Consider the following 18731-nt stretch of genomic DNA (forward strand, 5'->3'; position numbering starts at 1 on the left):
CGTTGGTGACGGCTCCACTGTGCGCCTGACAACTGACAGATGTCAACTTTTGTCAGTCGATCTGACAGTGCATTGCGCCCGATGTGATCGCACGGAAGCCCCTTGAGGGCACTCCCGGCGACCACACCGGGCGCAAACGCGGCTGGGTCAGTCGCCCTTGGCGGCGGTGAACCCCTGCTCGAGGTCGGCGAGGATGTCGTCGATGTGCTCGATGCCGACGGCCAGGCGGACCAGGCCTGCCGTCACCCCGGCGGCGAGGCGGTCCTCGTCCGGCCCCTGGGAGTGCGTGGTCGAGGCGGGGTGGATCGCCAGCGAGCGCACGTCGCCGATGTTGGCGACGTGGCTGTGCAGCGTCAGGGCCTCGACGAACCGCCGGCCCGCGTCGACGCCGCCGCGGACCTCGAACGCCAGCACCGCCCCGGCTCCCTTGGGGCTGTACTTCTGCGCCTTGGCGTAGCTCTCGTGCTCGGGCAGCGAGGCCCACACGACGCGCTCGACCTGGTCCTTGGACTGCAGGAAGGCCGCCACCTTGTGGGTGTTCTCCAGGTGCCGGTCCAGCCGAAGGCTCAGGGTCTCCACGCCCTGGGCGACGAGGAAGGCGTTGAACGGCGAGATCGCCGAGCCCAGGTCGCGCAGCAGCTGCACCCGCGCCTTGAGGATGAAGGCCAGGTTGGCGCCCAGCGGGCTGCCGACGCCGAGGTCCCGCGCGAAGACGAGGCCGTGGTAGCTCTCCTCCGGGGTGTTGTAGTTGGGGAACTTCTCCGGGTCGCGGCCGAAGTCGAACGTGCCGCCGTCGACGATCACCCCGGCGATCGCGGTGCCGTGGCCGCCGAGGTACTTCGTCGCGGAGTGCACGACCACGTCGGCGCCCCACTCCAGCGGCCGGATCAGGTAGGGCGTGGCGATCGTGTTGTCCACGACCAGCGGCACGCCGTGCTCGTGCGCCACCCGCGCGACGCCCTCGATGTCGAGGACCTCGGACTTGGGGTTGGAGATCGTCTCCCCGAAGAAGAGCTTGGTGTTGGGTCGGACGGCGGCCTTCCACGACTCGAGGTCGTTGGCGTCGGCGACGAACGACACCTCGATGCCGAACTTGGGCAGCGTGTGCTTGAGCAGGTTGAAGGTGCCGCCGTAGAGCGACGGGCTGGCCACGACGTGGTCCCCGGCCTCGGCGATGTTGAGGATCGCGATGGTCTCGGCGGCCTGGCCGGAGGAGACCAGCAGCGCCCCCACGCCACCCTCGAGCGAGGCGATCCGCTGCTCGACCGCGTCCTGGGTCGGGTTCATGATCCGGGTGTAGATGTTGCCGAACTCCTTGAGCGCGAACAGGTTCGCCGCGTGCTCGGTGTCGCGGAACACGTAGGAGGTCGTCTGGTAGATCGGCAGCGCGCGGGCGCCGGTCGCGGGGTCGGGCACCTGGCCGGCGTGGACCTGCCGCGTCTCGAAGGACCAGTTCGGGGTGGTGTCAGTCATCGGTTTCCCTTGCCTCTCAACACTTCTCACGTATGACGAGTGGTCGCGAAAGGTGCGGAGCGCACCTCACGCGAGGTGCGGGATACCGAAGGGAGGTGCTCCCGCGCTTGCGGCGTGCCGGGGTGGCACGTCGCCTGGTCCTCACCCGGGGCACCCCACCGCGGTGGAGGGTTGCCGGCCAGCGAGCCGGGGCTTGGCGCTGGCACTCATGACCTGGATCGACCTTAGGACGGCCGCTCACGCACCGGAACGGCCGTCTCTCATCGCGGACGCGCCGCCCACCCGGGACGGCGGCCAGGCTCAGACGCCGAGCGCCGACAGGGTGACGAAGGAGTAGCCGTAGGCGCGCAGCTGGCTGATCACCCGGGGCAGGGCAGCGGCGTCGAGGGTCGTGTGGTCCTGCGGGTTGGACCCGACGTGCATGAGCACGATCTCGCCGGGGGTGCGCGCCGCGACGACCCGGGCGACCACCGCGTCGGCGGTCTGGCCGCCGGAGGTGCCCTTCCAGCCGAGGCTGTCGACGGTCCAGCCGACCGCGACGTAGCCCATCGAGTTGACCAGGGAGAGCGTGTGCGACGTGTACTCCCCGAACGGGAAGCGGAACAGCGGCTTGGGGCTGCGACCCGTCGTCGCCACGATCGCGGAGTACCCGGCGGACACCTCGGTGCGCACGGCCGTGTCGGCGAGGGTGGTCATGTGCAGGTGGTTGTCGGTGTGGTTGCCGATGCGCCCGTAGGCCGCGACCTGCCGTGCCAGCGTGGGGTAGGCGCGGACGAAGTCCCCGGTGAGGTAGAAGCTGGCCGGCACGCCCTGGGCCCGGAGGGTGGCCAGGATCGAGGGCACGCCGTCACCGTTCGCGCCGGCGTCGAAGGTCAGCGCGACGACCTTGCTCGAGGTGGGGATGCGGGACACGACCGTGCCGGACAGGTGGGCCGGCAGCCCCGACGGGGTCGTCGGTCGCGGCGGGATGGTGGGGTGCGGCGTGGTCGGTCGCGGCGCCGTGGGGCGCGGCGTGCCCGGCCGCGGCGCGGACGTCGTGGTGCCCGGACGCGGAGCGGTCGTCGGGCGCGGCGCGGGAGTGGTGGGTCGGGACGTCGTCGCAGGAGGGGAGGTCCGCGCGGTGCTCGAGCCGCCCGGCGAGGTCGTCGAGACCGATGGGGAGGTCGGAGTCACGCTCGTCGTCGCCGCGCCGGTCCCGGCGGCCCCACCGCAGGCCGCCCCACCCAGCACGACGGCGGTGGCGACCAGCGCCACCATGCCCGTCCGACGCGGCCCTCGCACCGTGACCACCTCTCCCCTGTCGACCCCCGCACTCGGGGGCCACCTCCACGGTGCGCCCGACCCCCGGGCGCCGCCATGGTCCTACGTCCCCCGGCGCACGGTCTTAGGACACCTGAGGGAGGTGGCCCTCACAGCCGACTCATAGCGTCGGCCGCAGGCGGGCGCCGGACGGCGCCGACCGCCAGAGGACCCCGGGAGGACTGATGAAGCTGAGCCGAAGCTGCCTCGTGGCAGCCGTCACGGTGGCCGCGGCCTCCCTGGCCGTCGCCCCCACCGCCCGCGCCGACGGCGGGTCCACCCCCCACGTGACCACCGTCAACACCAGCGTGATCGCGCCGTTCCAGCTCTCCTTCAGCGGGGGCAAGCTGTTCGTCGCCGACGGCGGGACGTCCAAGGTCTCGCAGGTCAACGGCTCCAGCCTGACCACGCTCGCCACTGGCCCGTCACCGAGCGCCGGCGGCGACGTCGCGGGCCTGGACGTCACCGGCGGCGGCCGGCTCTGGGCCTACACCTGGACCGACCACGCCAAGGGCACGTCGGCGCTGAAGATCCTCAAGGGGACCACCGTCGTGCGCACGGTCGACCTGTCGGCCTGGGAGAAGGCGCACAACCCCGACGGCAAGCAGTCCTACGGGATCGACAACCCCAGCCAGTGCGTCAAGGACGCGTTCGCCGCGATGGCCTCGCAGGGCGCCCCGCCGGCGTCGTACAAGGGCCAGGTCGACTCCCACCCGTACTCGGTGCTCCGGTGGGGTGACGGCTGGATCGTCGCCGACGCCGGCGGCAACGACCTGCTCAAGGTCAGCGAGAACGGTCGCATCTCCACGCTGGCGGTCCTGCCTCCGCAGCCGCTGAAGATCACCACGGCGATCGCCGCCAGCCAGCACCTGCCCTCGTGCGTCGCGGGCAACACCTACAAGTTCGAGCCGGTGCCGACCGACGTCATCTCCTGGGGCGGATGGCTCTGGGTGACCACCCTGCCCGGCGGCCCGGAGGACCCGAGCTTGGGCGCCCGCGGCAGCGTCTACAAGGTCAACCCGTGGACCGGAGCGTCCACCCGCGTGGCCACCGGCTTCGCCGGCGCGACGAACCTGACCGTCGACGACCACGGCAAGATCTACGTGGCCGAGCTGTTCGGCAACAGGATCTCCACGATCCGGGACGGCAAGCCGCACACCTGGGTGACCCTGACCGGCGCGCTGTCGCTCGAGTTCGCCCAGGGCGCCGTCTGGGCCGGCACGCTCGCCCCGACGGACTCGATGGGCAACCCGACCGGGCACGGCTCGATCGTCAAGATCACCAGCTGATCCCGGGGGTGCCCGCCCCGGCGGGCACCCCGCCACCACACACCTTCTCGTATGCCGTGTGGCCACCCGGCCACACGGCATACCGGTGTGCGCGGACCCACCCGTGGCTGACAGCCGACCGGGCACCCGTCATCCTTCATCCTGTGACGCTGCCCCGGCACGGGACGAACTACGCCCCCAGCACGCTCGCCGCCGTGCGGTCGGTGCTGCGCAGCGCGCGCGAGGTGTGGCACCGCAACGGCCGCGCGATCCTGACCCGGACGGCGCGGCTGACCTTCGCGGCCGTGCTCGCCTACGTCGTGGCGGTCGCGGTCCTGCACGAGCCGACCCCGCCGCTGACCGGGCCGCTCACGGCGCTGCTGGTGGTGCAGGCGACGTTGTACTCCACGCTCAACGCCGGGTTCCGCCGGCTGGCCAGCGTGGTCAGCGGCGTCCTGATCTCGGTGGTCCTGACCAACGTCATGGGTCTGACGTGGTGGAGCCTGGGCATCGTCATCGCCCTGGCGCTCATCGTCGGCCACCTGGTGCGGCTCGAGGAGCACCTGCTCGAGGCGCCGATCAGCGCGATGCTCATCCTGGGGGTGAGCTCGACCGCCGACATGGCCGCCTCGTACCGGATCGGCGAGACCCTCGTCGGCGCCGGCGTGGGGATCCTGGTCAACGTGCTGCTGCCGCAGCCCGTGCGCACCGGGTCGGCCGGGGCCGCGGTCGAGCAGGTCGCCACCGACGCCGCCACGGTGCTGGACCGGGTCGGTGACGAGCTGCCGCAGGGCGCCTCGCGCGAGCAGGCCTACGGCTGGCTGGCCGACTTCCGGGCGCTCTCGCACCGGGTCGACGCCGCCGACCGGGCCATCCACGAGCTCGCCGAGAGCCGGCGGCTCAACCCGCGTGCGGTGCGGACGGCGGACACGACCCCGATCCTGCGCAGTGGCCTGGACGCGCTCGAGCACAGCGTGGTGTCGCTGCGGGCGCTGTTCCGCTCGATCGCCGACGGGCTCGGCGATGGGGAGGGCCTGGCGGCTGAGGGCGAGGCCGATGGTCACGGCGCCGACGGGCTGGCGGGCTACCAGCCCGAGCTGGCGGCCGCGTTCGGTGGGCTGCTGCACGACCTGGCCGGGTCGCTGCGGGCGTTCGGGGCCCTGGTGCGCGCCGAGGCCGACCCCACCCAGCCGGGCACCGACACGGCCCTGGCCGAGGCGCTGGAGAGCCTGCGGGAGACGCGCGCCTTCCTGACCGAGCTGCTGCTCGTCGACGCCCGGCAGGACCCGACCCTGTGGCTGCTGCGGGGCTCGCTGCTCGCGGCGGTCGAGCGCGTGCTGCGCGAGCTGGACCTGGATGAGCGACGGCACCGCCGCGAGCAGTGGGAGCGCGAGCAGGCCGAGCGCCGCCGCCGGGTCAGCCGCCGTCCCGCTCGATGAGCGCCTGCGCGCCCGCCTTGGCGTTGGCCCAGCCCTTGAGGTTGTTGCGCACGGTGTTCGCGCTCGGGGCCCCGGGCACCGCCCGGGACCACTCGTCATACCCGGCGTAGCTGCCGCTGGCCCCCTCGGTGCGCAGGTAGTCCGCGACCGCAGCCACCAGCTGCTCGGCCGTCCACGAGCGGCGGTATGCCGTGCGGCCGGGGTTCGTGGGCAGGCCCGCCGCGGCGCACGCGGCGTTCCAGGAGCCGAACCGCTGCACGAGCCGGGCGCTGGAGACGCCGTCGTAGTCGCGCCAGACGTGCTCGTAGCGCTCGGCGGAGATCGGCGTCCCGACGTCGGCCGCGGCGCGACGCAGCGCCTCGAGCACCTGCTCGTCGGCCATCTCGCGCGCCCTGCCGGTCGCCTCGGTGCTCTCGGGCATGGCTGCCTCTCCCCTGTCGCGGCTCATCCCAGGTCCTCGCCGAGCTCCTCGCGCAGCGCCGACCCCACCGAGTGCATGACGGCGAGCGCGTCGTCACGCCGGTCCGGGCCGAGCGGGTCCCAGTGGGCGAGGACGGCGTAGGTCAGGGCGCAGCGTTGCGTCTGCACCATCCCGACGTCGGCGCGGATGCCGTTGTCGGTGCCGGTCTTGTGCCACAGCCGGACGCCGCGGTCGCCGTCGGCGTGGGCCAGCGGGTCGAGGTGCAGCGGCGCGGCGACCATCGACAGGTCGGCGCCGGCAGCGAGCCAGCCGAGGACACGGGCGCAGACCGCGTCGCTGACGGCGGTGCCGCCGTGCAGGTCGGCCATCAGCGCCGTCAGCTCGGTGGCGCTGCCCTCGGACAGGGTGGGCGGGTCCTGAGGCGCGCGGGTGTCACGGACCCGGTCGTGCAGCCGGGTTGCCTTCAGCCCCAACGCCTCCGAGACGTCGTCGACCGCGTCGAGGCCGACGGCGCGCAGGAGGACGTTGGTGGCGTAGTTGTCGCTGACCGTGCCCACGAGCGTGGCCAGGTCGTGCACCGAGAGCTCGTCGGCGGTCAGGTGCTGCCACAGGCCGGAGTCGGCGACGGCGTCCTCGGGGGTGCGCAGCAACGGCACCCCCGGCGTCCAGTCGCCGTCCTCGATCCGGCAGGCGACCGCGAGGAGCAGGAGCAGCTTGCCCACGCTGGCAGTGGGCAGCTGGGAGTCGGGGGACACGGCATACAGCTCGTCGCGGGTGCGCGCGTCGAGCACCCGGATCGACCACTGCACGTCCCGGACCTGGTCAAGACGGTTGCCGACACCCTCCCACCGTGCTGCCATGGCGCTCAGGCTAGGCCCCAGAGGGCCTGAAGGGGGACCGATGACTCGGGCGGGCGCGGCGCGCGGGCCGCACGCTGGTCGCGTGCGGCGGATGACGGTGGCGGTGGTCGCGGTGTATGCCGCGCTGGTCACCGCGTGTGGCGTCGGCGCCCCGCCCTCCTCGGCCAGCCCGACGACCGGGGTGTCGACCGGCTCGACGACGGCAACGGCTGCGGTGCCGGGCGCGGTGCCGGCGCCCACGGTGGGGCACTCGGCGTGGGTGGCCGTGTCGGTCGCGACCTTGTGGCACTCCCCCGCCTCGCCGCGCGCCGTGGACCGGCCGGCCTTGGCCAACCCGGCCGGCATCCGGACCTGGCTGGCCGGGATGACGACGAGCGACCGGCTCGGTCTGGTCGGCCGCGCGGACACGCAGGCGCTGCTCGGCGATCGCGTGGTGGTGACGGCCCTGAGTGGCTCCTGGGCCAAGGTGGTCGTGCCGGACCAGCCGACGCCGCTGGACTCGCGGGGCTACCCGGGGTGGGTGCCGCTGGCCCAGCTCACCGCCCGGGTGCCCACGGCGTCCACGCTGGTGGCGACGGTGACGGCCCGGACGACCTGGCTGCGCACGGATGACGCTGCGGCCCGGGCGGTGACCGAGATCAGCTTCGGCACGCGGCTGTCGCGCGTCGGCGCCTCCGGCAACTGGGTCCGGGTGGCCACGCCGACTGGCCGGGTGATGCGGGTCTACGTCACGCGGGTGGTCGTGGCGGCTCCCGCGGTGTCGGCGCTGCCCCGCACAGGAACCGACGTGGTGCGGGCGGCCCAGATGTTCACCGGGCTGCCCTACCTGTGGGCCGGCCGCTCCGGGTTCGGTTTCGACTGCTCCGGGCTGACGTCGCTGGACTACCGGGTGCACGGGGTGACGATCCCCCGCGACGCCGACGCCCAGGCGGTGAAGGGCTCGTGGGTCTCGCGCACCGCACCGCGGGTCGGTGACCTGATGTTCTACGCGACGGCCGGGCGGGTGCACCACGTGTCGATCTACGCCGGCGGAGGCCTGATGGTGCAGGCGCCGCGCACCGGGCTGCCCGTGCAGACGATCGCCACCTCGACCCCGGCCTTCGCCCGGGAGCTGTCCGGAGTGCGCCGGTTCCTCGGCTGAGACCCGCTTGTCCCGCGGTCGCCCGATCGTCCCGTCCTGCGATGACTAGTCACTTGTGGTGGTTCTTGTCGGAAATCTCGGACAGGTCGTCCCGGCACCGACAGGATCGACGCATGGAAGGTCAGGTCATGGGGGACATCGATTCACTGCACGGCTCGGCAGCGCACGCCGCAGGGGGTGACGTGCCCGGCCTGGACCGCCTCATCGCGGCGCTGGAGACGGAGCGACCCACCTCGCTGACGCTGGTCCCGAGTGAGGGCCGCCCGATCCTGCGGGGTCGGCGCGAGGGCTCCACCGGGTGGCAGATGGACCTGGACTGCCGCGCTCCCCTCGCCGAGGAGCTGCGCAACCTCGTGGTCAACGAGGACGCCGACGGCGAGGCCGGGGTCGGTCCGGCCCAGCAGCGCGACAACACCCGCCGCAACCTCGTGCACCTCGTGGTGCAGTGCCGTCAGGTGGACGTCCTGCGCCGGTTGCTCCAGGCCGTGATCGAGGACCAGAGCACCCGCCGCCCCGGCGAGCGCGTTGCCGCCCTGGTGCAGGAGGGCCGCGCCTCGGCGCCGCGCCGCATCGACGTGCGGATCCCTCCGGCCCCCAAGCCGATGCAGTCCCGCAGCCTCCGCGGCTGACCTGCCGCCTGAGGTCGAGACCTGCGGGGAGCGTGCGGCCCGGTCGCCGTTCCGCCGAGTTCGGCCACCTGATCTACCCGCCCTCGCCCCCTGGTCCTTCCTGGTTGGCCGTCTCCTCGATCCAGTCGACCGCCGCGTCGGTGAGCTGGGTCTCGCCGTCCCGTGACTCGCCCGCCCACCACGAAGCGTCGCGTTCCCCCTGGGTGACGGACAGGAGCTCAGTGACGACGGCGTCAGGCAGTGGCTCCCCGTTGTGGTCGCTCAGCCATTGCCGGGTCTCGGGGCGGAGACGGGCCCAGATCTGAGGAAGGTCCATCCCTCGATCATGGCGCGGTCCAGCCACACGGTCACGCCCTGTACGTGGGCCAGGGTCTTCACGAGCCCACCCCCTCGGACCGGGGTTCTGGCACTGCCCTGGAAGTCAGGGCGTCACCCGCCGCAACTGCTCCCGCGGATCCCAGCCCGGCGGAGGTCGATCGGCGGGTTGGCGCGTTTCGCGAACTGCGCGGCGGGCCGTGCCGAGGAGACGAAGCTCTCCTCCACCGCGGTCGAGCTGCCACCGGAAACCATGCCGGTCAGGACGTTGCCGCCGAGATGACCGAACGCCCGCGCCGGGTTCCTCGACCAGGTCCCCAGGTCGAGCACCGTCGAGAGCAGCAGCGCCGGCGGTGGTTTCAGGGCCGAGCTCGCTGCGTTTTGGGCAAGCTTCCCGGTGTCGCTCATCCAGCCGCGCGGGTTCACCACGGCCCGCATCGTGGAGGTGCGCAGGGCGAGCACGACCTGGTCGATGAACACCTCTTCGGCGCCGAAGGCGACCTGGCGCTGCTGCTGCACGCGATGGATCAGGGCCCGCACGACGAGGTTGGGCTCCTTCGGCGCCGACGAGGCGGCTCGCGCGAGCACCGCCGCCACCTGGCGACCGGAGTCCGCGACCATCTGGCGCGCCTCGGCCAGCATCCGCTCGCTGCGCTGCCGCGCCGGCTCCCCCGGGTCGGCACCGAGCGGCGGCATCGACGCCAGCTGCACCACCGCCCCGGCGTCGCCGGAGGCCGCCCTCGTGGCCACCTCCTCCCGCTCCAGCGAGCGTGAGGACCAGGCCGCCGTCGCCGCACGCCCCTCCTCGGCGACCGCGACCGCCGCCCGGGCGGTGGTCTGCGCGAGCATCAGCACCTCCGCGTGACCGAGGACCACCCCGGCCGCCGCCCCGAACGCCTGGCTCCCGGAGCGCAGCGGCTCCGGCGCCAGGCCCAGCGCGCCGAGGAACGCCGTCGCCGCAGGACCCTGCCACTGGTCCACGCCGACCAGCGACAGCGCCTCCGCCCCGGCACCCAGACCTGTCGCGATGGCGCCGAGCTGGTCGGCCAGGGCCACCACGCGCTCGGGCTCCCCCGGCACCAGGGCTCGGACATCGACGGCCACCGAGGCCTCGTCGAGGCGGGCTGCCTCGTACCGCGTCACCGCCGGCCCCTGAGCCCCGAGAGGAAGGACTGGCTCACGTCACCCTCGACCTGGGTGTAGACCGCGGCCGCCTTCAGCAGGGCGTCGGCGAGGATGTCGACGTCACTGCCGATGACCTCGATGCCCCACATCCACCGGTCCGCGAAGTCCCCCACGGCCGAGGCGAACACGGCATCTCCCCCGTCCTGCGCCCGACCGTGGAGCGTCCCCTGTCGGTCCTTCAGCTCCCCGATCTCGTCGGCCGCCCTCCGCACCTGCGCCGCCAGCGACGCCAGCTCCTCGGCCGAGACCGCGATCCTCGTCTCCCCCATGGCCGCCATCGTGCCGAGTTCGCGCGGGAGGCCGTGACGGCCATCCACAGGCGGCGACAGCCGAAGCAGGCAACGACAACCACCGCGGGTAACGGCGTGCGCCGCCGCGACGGCGGCGCAAGAATCGCAGGGCAACCGCACGGCATACCCGCAGCTGGAGCACCTGGAGCGCCATGAGCCTGCCCACCGACCCGCTGTCCCTGCTCGCCCGCGCCCTCGACCAGGCCGGAGCGGTCCTCGCCGGCGTCCGGGAGGAGCAGGCCCACCTGCCGACCCCGTGCCGTTCCTGGGACGTCAGCGAGCTCGTCGCGCACCTGGTGCACGACCTGCGCCAGTTCACCGTCCGCGCCGAGGGCGGCGACCCCGACTGGCAGGAGCCGCGCGCTGCCGTCGACGGCGACTGGGTCGACGCGTTCCGCGCCGGCGAGAAGCGCCTGCTCGAGGCGTGGCGCGCTGCCGGCGACCTCGACGCGATCCCGGACGGCGGGCAGCTGCCGAAGCACTTCTCGGTGGACCAGCAGACCGCCGAGTTCGCTTGTCACGCCTGGGATCTGGCGGTCGCGACCGGCCAGTCGACACATCTCGACGAGGAGGTGGGTCAGGCCTCCCTGGCGTGGGCACAGCAGGCCCTCCAGCCCCAGTTCCGCGGCACCGAGGAGGAGGGCAAGGCGTTCGGCCCCGAGGTCAGCCTCCCCCCGGACGCCCCGCTCTACGACCGGCTCGCCGGCTACTTCGGCCACCACCGGTAGCGGGCCGACAGCAGCCCGCCAGAGTGGCCGAGGCCCGCCTCCGGCACCGGACGTAGGCCCGCTGACCGAACACCCGAGGACCCGCTCCGTCCTTCAGGCGCACTTGTCCCACAGCTGTTCCCCGGCTGTGAAGGAGCAGTCACGATCAGTGCTGGAGGTGCTCCATGCGCGGACGGGACTGGCTCGCTCTGAGCGGCACGGCTCCCCTGAGCCTCACCACCGTGCGGTATGCCGGGTGGTGCGGTTGCGGTGCCCATGTCGCCGTGGGCGACGTGGCCGGGCTCGACCACGTGCGCCTGCGGCTGGTGTGCCTGGACTGCCTGCTGCCCAAGCGGCACGGCGATCGGGAGAGGCACGCCGGCGGGACCGTCGAAGCCGAGGGGTCGGGCGCCCCCGCCGGGCGTCCCGGGGCCTCGGCCTGGCGGGAGTACCAGCGGCTGCGGGTCCAGCGCCGGGAGCGGCTGCGCGAGCGGCTCCCCCACCTCGGCGGCCTGCTCGCCGCGGTCACCCCCGAGCCACCGTCGACGCGGGCCTGGGCCGCCGGCGCCCGCGGGGAGCAGCGCGTCGGGCACGCGCTGACCGGTCTCGCCGCCGACTGGGTCTACACGTTGCACGACCGGCGGATCCCCGGCCGGCGCACCAACATCGACCACATCGCGATCGCCCCCAGCGGCGTGTTCGTCATCGACGCGAAGAACCACACCCACGCCGCGGTCGAGGTGCGCCTGCCCTCACCCCGCTCCCCTCTGGTCGAGCAGCTGCTGGTGGCCGGACAGGACCGGACCGACTTCGTCGGCGCCATGCAGCGCCAGGTCCTGACGGTGCACGACGCCCTGGCCGACCTCGACCTGGGCGAGGCCGCGGCGCGGCGGGGTCCGGTGCTGGTTCGGCCGATGCTGTGCTTCGCGGGCGGCAACCTGCCCCTGCTGGGCCGGCTCAGCGTGGACAACGTCCCGGTCGTCGGGCTGCACGAGATGCGCTCCATCGTGCGCCGCCCCGGGCCCCTGGACGTCCACACCCGCTACCGGATCTACACCCACCTGGCCGGGCGCCTCCCGTCGATGACGTGAGGCGCCCGGCCGCGAGTGTGACCGCTCAGGGGGTGCCGGACAGGGCGGCCGGCGGCCCGAGCGGCGCGCCCTCTCCCGCGAGCTCACCCTCGGACTCACCCGAGGAACCGCCCGCCGCGGACTCGCGGTAGCCGTGCCGCTCCCACCACCGCCGCATCGGCGCGGGCGCCCACCAGTTGGCGCTGCCGAGCAGCCGCATCGTGGCCGGCACGAGCAGGGCCCGCACCACGGTCGCGTCGAGCAGCACGGCGACGAGCATGCCGATCCCGATCATCTTCATGAAGACGATGCCCGAGGTGGCGAACCCGCCGATGACGACGGCCAGCAGCAGCGCCGCGCTGGTGATGATCCGGCCGCTGCGTTGCAGCCCGGTCGCCACCGCCGTCGTGTTGTCGTGGCTGTGGTCCCACTCCTCCCGGATCCGCGAGAGCAGGAAGACCTCGTAGTCCATCGACAGGCCGAACAGGATGCCCAGCATGAGGATCGGCTGCGTCACGTCGAGGTAGCCCGGTGAGGTGAACCCCAGCGGCCCCGACAGGTGCCCGTCCTGGAAGATCCACGTCACCACGCCGAAGGACGCCACGATCGACAGGGCGTTCATGACGACCGCCTTGACCGGCAGGACGACCGAGCCGAAAGCGAGGAACAGCAGCACGAGCATCACCGCGACCACGAACACGCCCATCCACGGCAGGTGCGCGCCGATGGAGTCGATGAGGTCGACCGCCTGTGCCGAGGACCCGCCGACCAGCGCGCTCGCACCAGCACCGGGGTCGACCGCCCGCAGGGCGCGGACGAGGTCCTGCGACGCGGGGGTCTGGCTGTTGCCGCGCCACGTCACCTGGAGCAGGGTTGCCGCATCCTGCCCGGCACCGGTCCGGTCCAGCGGCTGCACCGCCGTGACACCGGGCACGGCGGCCAGCTCCGCGCTGTAGCGCCGCACCTGCACCGGCCCCGCGCCACGGACGACGATGTTGGCGCTGGAGGTCTCCCCGCCGAACTCGCGGTTCTGCAGGTCGGCGGCCACCCGGCTCGCGGCGGTCGTGGGCAGGACCCGCTCGTCCACGCTGCCCCACGTCGCCTTCAGGAACGGCGCGCCGAGCGCGAGCAGCGCCGCCGTGATCACCACCAGGTATGCGACGGGTCGTCGCATGACGCTGTGCGCCACCTTCGCCCACGCCCCCTGGGGGTCGAGGACCAGGGTGCGGCGCGCCCGCGCGCCGCGGCGCCACGGCATACGGCCGGCGTCGATCCTGCGGCCGAGCACCGCCAGCAGGGCGGGCAGCACGGTCAGGGCCGCGGCCATCGCGACGAGCACTGCGGCGACGCCGCCGAAGCCCATGGAGCGCAGGAAGTTCTGTGGGAAGATCAGCAACGACGCCAGCGAGGCGGCGACGGTCAGGCCGGAGAACAGCACGGTGCGCCCGGCGGTGGTCATGGTGCGCACGACCGCGGCGTTGACGTGGGCGCGCTCGGTGCCCGGCTGCGCCGCGAGCTCCTCGCGGAACCGGCTGACGATGAACAGCGCGTAGTCGATGGCCAGGCCCATGCCGATCAGCGTGATGACGTTGATGGCGAAGACGGAGACGTCGGTGACGGTGGTGATCAGCCGGATGACGGCGAAGGCCCCGAACACGGCGACCGCGCCGACCAGGCCGGGCATCAGGGCGGCGACGACGCTGCCGAAGATGACCAGGCACAGCAGCACCACGATCGGCATCGACAGGCTCTCGGCGCGCGCGATGTCCTTGGACACGGTGTGGTTGACGTCGCCGTAGACGGCCCACTGGCCGCCCACGTTGGTCGCCAGGCCACGCGCCTGCAGGTGGGGCTTCACGAGGTCGTAGCTGGCGGACTTCGCGTCCTGACCCTTGCCGGACAACGTGATCAGGACGCGCGTCGCGTGCCGGTCCTGGCTGACCAGGGCCGGGGAGGGGGTCTGGTACCAGCTGGTGACGCCGGCGACGGCGTCCCGGGGCAGCCGGTTGGTGACCGCGGTGACCGCCTGCTGGAAGCGCGGGTCCGTGACCGTCAGGGTCGGGCTGGAGTAGATCGCCACCACGTCGACGTCGTGGCTGCGGAAGGTGGACTGCTCGGCGGCGAGGGCCCTGGCCGACTCGCTCGCGGGATCGTCGAAGCCTCCGTTGCTCAGCTGGCCGAAGACCCCCGTGCCGTAGACGGCCGCGGCCGCCAGCAGGGCCAGGCCGGCGATGAGGACGCTTCGCGCTCGATGGGCGACGAAGGCGCCCCAGGTCTGCATCATGTCGAACTCCGCTACTGATCGTCACGAACGCTTACGCCGTTCACTGTGAACGCTGTTAACTTCGCTGTCAACCGTTTATGCTGACCTCATCCAGACGGAGGGCAGGGATGACGATGAGCGCGGACCCGGCGGTCGCCGGCGCGGTGCCGCTGACCCGGCGTGAGCGGCAGCGGCAGGCCACCTACGACGAGATCGTCACGGTCGCCCGTCGCCTGCTCCGGACGCCGGAAGCGTTGTCGCTGCGAGGAATTGCCGCCGAGATGGGCATGACGGCGCCGGCGCTCTACCGCTACGTCGACAGCTACCAGGAGCTCATGCTGCTCGTCGCCCGCGCGGTGTTCGAGGACGTCGTGGCGGCCTTGACGACGGCCCGCGACCGCCACCCCGAGGACGACCCCGGCGCGCAGATCCTCGCCGCCGCGGTGGCCTTCCGCGCCTGGGCGCTGGCCAACCCCGAGGAGTTCGGGCTGGTCTTCGCCAACACCGCGACGACGGAGGTCAAGACCCCCACCCACCCCACCGAGGACGGCGGTGCGCAGTTCGCGACGTTCTTCGCCGACATCTACCGCCGGCTCTGGGACCGCTACCGCTTCGCCCTGCCGACCGACGCCGACCTCGACCCCGCGCTGCTGACCGCCCTGCAGGACCAGCGACGCGACGGCACCCTCCCCTGCGACTTCCCCGACCTGCCGCTGGGGCTGAGCTGGATCTTCATCCGCTCCTGGGCGCGCCTCTACGGCACGGTCACCCTCGAGGTCTTCCGCCACATGGATGCCGGGCTCATCAGCAGCGGCGCGCTGTTCCGCTCCATGCTGGAGGACAACGGCCGCGACCTCGGCTTCGACGAGGACTGGCCGCGCCTGCGCGACGTGGTCGAGACGGAGCTGGCCCGCACCAGGGACCTGTGACCCCGCTCACCGGGGACCTTCGGCGCTAACCGGTCACGGCACACCTTCCTAGCGTGGCTCGTGGAGGGACACCTTCCCGAGCGCAAGGAGCAGGTCGTGACCAAGCAGCTGCTGGTCCTGGGCGGTGGCACCGCAGGGACCATGATCGTCAACAAGCTGCGGCGCCGGTTGGCGCCCGAGGAGTGGGCGATCACCGTGGTCGACCGGGACGACCGGCACACCTACCAGCCGGGCTACCTGTTCCTGCCGTTCGGGACGTACCAGCCCAACCAGGTGGTCCGCTCGCGGCACCGGTTCCTGCCCGACGGCGTCGACCTCGTGCTCGGCGAGATCCACCGGGTCGACCCGCACGAGCGCACCGTGGCGCTGACCGACGGTCGCCGGCTGGGCTACGACTACCTGGTCATCGCCAGCGGCACGTCCCCGCGGCCCGACCAGACACCGGGGATGCTGGGCGAGGAGTGGCGGCGCAGCATCTTCGACTTCTACACCCTCGACGGCGCGACGGCCCTGGCCGCGGCGCTCCAGCGGTTCGACCACGGCCGGCTGGTCGTGCACGTCACCGACATGCCGATCAAGTGCCCCGTCGCCCCGCTGGAGTTCACCTTCCTCGCCGACGCGTGGCTGCGGGAGCGGGGGCTGCGCGACCGGGTTGAGCTGGTCTACGTCACTCCGCTGCCGGGGGCGTTCACCAAGCCGATCGCCTCCCAGCAGCTCGGCTCGATGCTCGAGGACCGCAAGATCACGGTCGAGCCGGACTTCCTCGTCGAGCACATCGACCCCGAGAACAAGCTCCTGGTCTCCTACGACGAGCGCGAGGTCCCCTTCGACCTGCTCGTCACCGTGCCGCTGAACATGGGCGCCGACTTCATCGCCCGCTCGGGGCTGGGAGACGAGCTGAACTACGTCCCCGTCAACCGGCACACGTTGCAGTCCAAGGCGTTCGAGACGATCTTCGCCGTCGGCGACGCCAACGACATCCCCACCTCCAAGGCCGGGTCGGTTGCGCACTTCTCGGTGGAGGTGTTCGTCGAGAACTTCGTGGACCTCGTCGAAGGCCTGCCCATGACACGGTCCTTCGACGGCCACGCCAACTGCTTCGTCGAGTCCGGCGACGGCAGGGGCCTGCTCATCGACTTCAACTACGACACCGAGCCGCTGCCCGGCACCTACCCGCTGCCCGCGGTCGGGCCGCTGGAGCTGCTCAAGGAGACCCGGGGCAACCACCTCGGCAAGCTCGCGTTCCGCTGGATCTACTGGAACGTCCTGCTCCCGGGACGCCCGCTCCCCCTGCCGTCGCGCATGTCCATGGTCGGCAAGAAGCCGCCCGCCCCCAGCACCGACCGGGACGCCGTCCCGACCCCGTGAGGAGTGCACCATGCCCGTGACCACGCTTGACGGCCACCAGGTCCACGTCAACGACGAGGGCTTCCTGACCGACCCCGCCGAGTGGGACGAGGACCTCGCGACGGTGCTCGCCGGCCAGATCGGCATCACCCTGACCGACGAGCACTGGGCGGCGATCCACTTCCTGCGCAAGGACTTCGCCGAGCGTGGCGAGACGGCCACGCTGCGCCGGATCTCGGCCGTCGGCGGCATCCCGGTCAAGCAGCTGTTCGTGCTGTTCCCCCAGAAGCCCGCGAAGAAGATGGCCTACGTCGCCGGGCTGCCCAAGCCGCAAGGGTGCGTGTGAGCACCCGGAGATGGAGCCCCTCATGACCACGCTCGACACCTCCCCCGCCATCGTCCCCGACTTCGGCGAAGCCACCCCGAGCGGGCGCAAGCTGGCGATCATCTGCTCCAAGGGCAGCCTCGACATGGCCTACCCCGGCCTGATCCTGGCCAACGCCGCCCTCGGCGAGGGTGTCGAGGTGCACCTGTTCTTCACGTTCTGGGGCTTCGAGATGATCAACAAGAAGACCATGGGCGACCTGAAGTTCACCATGCTCGGCAACACCGCCACGCACATCCCGCAGGGCCTCGGCGGTCTGCCCGGCATGACCGCGATGGCGACCTCGAAGCTGAAGAAGTCCATCGCCGAGCTCGACGTCCCCGAGATCCCGGAGTTCCTCGAGCAGATCGTCGCCTCGGGCGGCCATCTGTGGGCGTGCCGGATGTCGGCCGACATGAACCACCTGACGATGCAGGACCTCTACGAGGAGGTCGAGGGCATCATCAGCGCCAGCGACTTCATCGAGAAGACCGAGGGTGCCCAGCTCCTCTTCATCTGAGAACCGTTGCCGCGCAGGCCAGTTCGCGGGCCGACACACGACCAGACGGGTATGCCGTGCCCCGCATCTGAGGTGCGGGGCACGGCATACCGGCGGGAGGCCTGGTGGTCAGCTGACGGTGGCGTGCCCGATCTCGCAGCCGCCCTGGCCGCTGTTGAAGTCGTTGGACCACGTCGACTGCACCGGGTAGCTGCCGGTGCTGGTGCTGATGTTGGCGGAGGCGCCCTGCCCGGAGGAGATCCACGCGCACTTGTCGCCGTTCTCCTGGCCGGTCAGGTCGGTCCAGCCGCCGGCGGGGAACTGGTCGGTGACCGTCTCGGCGTACTCGTGGCCCTCGACGATGGTGACGCCGTCGTTGGCGCCCCCGGCACCGGAGTTCACGAAGTTCGCGCCGCAGCTGGAGCCCATGTCGGGGATGTACGGCTCGTTGGTGAAGGCCAGCGCGCCGTAGGGCGAGCTCACCGCACCGCCGGACAGCGTGGTGTCACCGGTGTAGTCGTGCCAGGCGCACCACTGGCTGGTCGGCGTGTTGTAGCCGTCGGGGTGGGTGCCGGTCGGCGAGAGCACGACGTACTGCACGTTGCGGTTCGACGCCGCGGTGGTGTTGCCGAAGTGGCCCGCGGCCTTGACCGCCTCGGCGCCGATCTGGTTGCCGGTGGCCTGCGCCGGGGCAGCGGCGGAGGTGTCGGCCCAGACGCCGGCCAGCGCCCCGCCTGTCGGGTAGCCCACGTGCGCGGAGCCTGCCGGGCAGGTGGTGCTGCCCTGGGTGACGCCCTCGCAGTACTGGGTCATGACGCCGGACCAGCTCTCGCCACTGGTGCCCAGGCCCTTGAAGAAGCCCTGCAGCACGGGGGCGGTGTTGCTCGGGTCGCCGCTGAGCGTGGTGTAGCCGTTGGCATCGCTGCCCTGGGTGCCCCACTGGGAGCCCCAGAACACCAGGTAGACCTTGGGGGCGCCGGTCGTGACGCCCACACCGCCGGTTCCGCCGCCGTACTGCAGGTTGTTCAGGCCGAGGTTCGGCACGGTGGAGCCCAGGGTCTGCACCAGGCCGTGCCGGTACGGGTGGCTGAGCGCGTCGCCCGGGTCGCCGGGGCTGGGGACGGTGGCGGCGTGCGCGGCGACCGGGAGGAGTCCGGCTGCGAGGACGGAGGCGCCGAGCGTCGCGAACGCCCGTGCCCGCCAGCGTCGGGGCATGGCGGAGTCGTTCCTGG

General features: G+C 72.4%; 19 protein-coding genes and 1 riboswitch. Of the genes, 10 read left to right on the forward strand and 9 right to left on the reverse strand.

The window, feature by feature from the left end; all coding sequences use genetic code 11:
- Positions 1–147: 147 nt before the first annotated feature.
- On the reverse strand, positions 148–1473 hold the full coding sequence (locus AC3ANM_RS04545) for a bifunctional o-acetylhomoserine/o-acetylserine sulfhydrylase (RefSeq protein ID WP_488286953.1): 1326 nt from the start codon (positions 1471–1473) through the stop codon (positions 148–150).
- 98 nt (positions 1474–1571) lie between these two features.
- Positions 1572–1687: riboswitch (SAM riboswitch) on the reverse strand.
- An 86-nt stretch (positions 1688–1773) separates the two neighbouring features.
- Positions 1774–2754, reverse strand: coding sequence for a polysaccharide deacetylase family protein (locus tag AC3ANM_RS04550; protein WP_488286954.1), 981 nt, complete (start codon positions 2752–2754; stop codon positions 1774–1776).
- A 203-nt stretch (positions 2755–2957) separates the two neighbouring features.
- Between AC3ANM_RS04550 and AC3ANM_RS04555 the strand changes: the two genes are divergently transcribed.
- Together AC3ANM_RS04555 and AC3ANM_RS04560 are read left to right on the forward strand one after the other, a co-directional pair.
- Entirely contained in the window at positions 2958–4061 is a 1104-nt protein-coding gene (locus AC3ANM_RS04555) for a ScyD/ScyE family protein (RefSeq protein WP_488286955.1), read from the forward strand.
- Positions 4062–4204: 143 nt separating this feature from the next.
- Positions 4205–5479: an FUSC family protein gene (locus AC3ANM_RS04560; RefSeq protein WP_488286956.1), complete on the forward strand. Its 1275-nt coding sequence runs from the start codon at positions 4205–4207 to the stop codon at positions 5477–5479.
- Here the strand turns inward: AC3ANM_RS04560 and AC3ANM_RS04565 are convergent.
- Together AC3ANM_RS04565 and AC3ANM_RS04570 are read right to left on the reverse strand one after the other, a co-directional pair.
- The gene (locus tag AC3ANM_RS04565) at positions 5457–5900 is read right to left on the reverse strand and encodes a homing endonuclease associated repeat-containing protein (protein WP_488286957.1); all 444 of its coding nucleotides are present in this window, start codon (positions 5898–5900) and stop codon (positions 5457–5459) included. The genes AC3ANM_RS04560 and AC3ANM_RS04565 overlap by 23 nt on opposite strands.
- A 23-nt stretch (positions 5901–5923) precedes the next feature.
- Positions 5924–6760 (reverse strand): serine hydrolase, encoded by an 837-nt coding sequence (locus tag AC3ANM_RS04570; RefSeq protein ID WP_488286958.1) that lies wholly within the window; start codon positions 6758–6760, stop codon positions 5924–5926.
- A gap of 91 nt (positions 6761–6851) precedes the next feature.
- Between AC3ANM_RS04570 and AC3ANM_RS04575 the strand changes: the two genes are divergently transcribed.
- Both AC3ANM_RS04575 and AC3ANM_RS04580 read left to right on the forward strand, forming a co-directional pair.
- Positions 6852–7901 (forward strand): C40 family peptidase, encoded by a 1050-nt coding sequence (locus tag AC3ANM_RS04575; RefSeq protein WP_488287910.1) that lies wholly within the window; start codon positions 6852–6854, stop codon positions 7899–7901.
- A gap of 113 nt (positions 7902–8014) precedes the next feature.
- Positions 8015–8530, forward strand: coding sequence for a hypothetical protein (locus tag AC3ANM_RS04580; RefSeq protein WP_488286959.1), 516 nt, complete (start codon positions 8015–8017; stop codon positions 8528–8530).
- A gap of 73 nt (positions 8531–8603) precedes the next feature.
- Here AC3ANM_RS04580 and AC3ANM_RS04585 read toward each other — a convergent pair whose 3' ends face one another.
- The 3 genes from AC3ANM_RS04585 to AC3ANM_RS04595 form a co-directional block, all read right to left on the reverse strand.
- A complete protein-coding gene (locus AC3ANM_RS04585) occupies positions 8604–8846 on the reverse strand; it encodes a hypothetical protein (protein WP_488286960.1) in 243 nt (80 codons plus the stop codon).
- A gap of 113 nt (positions 8847–8959) precedes the next feature.
- Positions 8960–9988 (reverse strand): putative T7SS-secreted protein, encoded by a 1029-nt coding sequence (locus AC3ANM_RS04590; protein WP_488286961.1) that lies wholly within the window; start codon positions 9986–9988, stop codon positions 8960–8962.
- On the reverse strand, positions 9985–10299 hold the full coding sequence (locus AC3ANM_RS04595) for a hypothetical protein (RefSeq protein WP_488286962.1): 315 nt from the start codon (positions 10297–10299) through the stop codon (positions 9985–9987). Before AC3ANM_RS04595 ends, AC3ANM_RS04590 begins: the two co-directional genes overlap by 4 nt.
- Before the next feature lie 173 nt (positions 10300–10472).
- On the opposite strand from AC3ANM_RS04595, the gene AC3ANM_RS04600 reads away from it, so the two are divergent.
- Positions 10473–11048 carry a TIGR03086 family metal-binding protein gene (locus tag AC3ANM_RS04600; RefSeq protein WP_488286963.1) on the forward strand — a complete coding sequence of 192 codons (576 nt, stop codon included), beginning with the start codon at positions 10473–10475 and terminating at the stop codon, positions 11046–11048.
- Between the two features lie 164 nt (positions 11049–11212).
- The gene (locus AC3ANM_RS04605) at positions 11213–12118 is read left to right on the forward strand and encodes a nuclease-related domain-containing protein (RefSeq protein WP_488286964.1); all 906 of its coding nucleotides are present in this window, start codon (positions 11213–11215) and stop codon (positions 12116–12118) included.
- 25 nt (positions 12119–12143) lie between these two features.
- On the opposite strand, the gene AC3ANM_RS04610 is transcribed toward AC3ANM_RS04605, so the two are convergent.
- Positions 12144–14381: an MMPL family transporter gene (locus AC3ANM_RS04610; protein ID WP_488286965.1), complete on the reverse strand. Its 2238-nt coding sequence runs from the start codon at positions 14379–14381 to the stop codon at positions 12144–12146.
- Positions 14382–14494: 113 nt separating this feature from the next.
- Here AC3ANM_RS04610 and AC3ANM_RS04615 point away from each other — a divergent pair, with 113 nt between their 5' ends.
- The 4 genes from AC3ANM_RS04615 to AC3ANM_RS04630 all read left to right on the forward strand — a co-directional run bounded on the left by AC3ANM_RS04615 (position 14495) and on the right by AC3ANM_RS04630 (position 17520).
- The gene (locus AC3ANM_RS04615; RefSeq protein ID WP_488286966.1) at positions 14495–15289 is read left to right on the forward strand and encodes a TetR/AcrR family transcriptional regulator; all 795 of its coding nucleotides are present in this window, start codon (positions 14495–14497) and stop codon (positions 15287–15289) included.
- 96 nt (positions 15290–15385) lie between these two features.
- Complete coding sequence (sqr, locus tag AC3ANM_RS04620; protein ID WP_488286967.1) at positions 15386–16657, forward strand: type III sulfide quinone reductase, selenoprotein subtype; 1272 nt, start codon at positions 15386–15388, stop codon at positions 16655–16657.
- Between the two features lie 10 nt (positions 16658–16667).
- A complete protein-coding gene (locus tag AC3ANM_RS04625; RefSeq protein WP_488286968.1) occupies positions 16668–16982 on the forward strand; it encodes a TusE/DsrC/DsvC family sulfur relay protein in 315 nt (104 codons plus the stop codon).
- 22 nt (positions 16983–17004) lie between these two features.
- On the forward strand, positions 17005–17520 hold the full coding sequence (locus tag AC3ANM_RS04630) for a DsrE/DsrF/DrsH-like family protein (RefSeq protein ID WP_488286969.1): 516 nt from the start codon (positions 17005–17007) through the stop codon (positions 17518–17520).
- A 108-nt stretch (positions 17521–17628) separates the two neighbouring features.
- Here the strand turns inward: AC3ANM_RS04630 and AC3ANM_RS04635 are convergent, their stop codons facing one another.
- Positions 17629–18714: a hypothetical protein gene (locus AC3ANM_RS04635; RefSeq protein ID WP_488286970.1), complete on the reverse strand. Its 1086-nt coding sequence runs from the start codon at positions 18712–18714 to the stop codon at positions 17629–17631.
- Positions 18715–18731 lie beyond the last annotated feature (17 nt).

The sequence above is a fragment of the Oryzihumus sp. JJN4-3R genome (genome assembly GCF_057747915.1).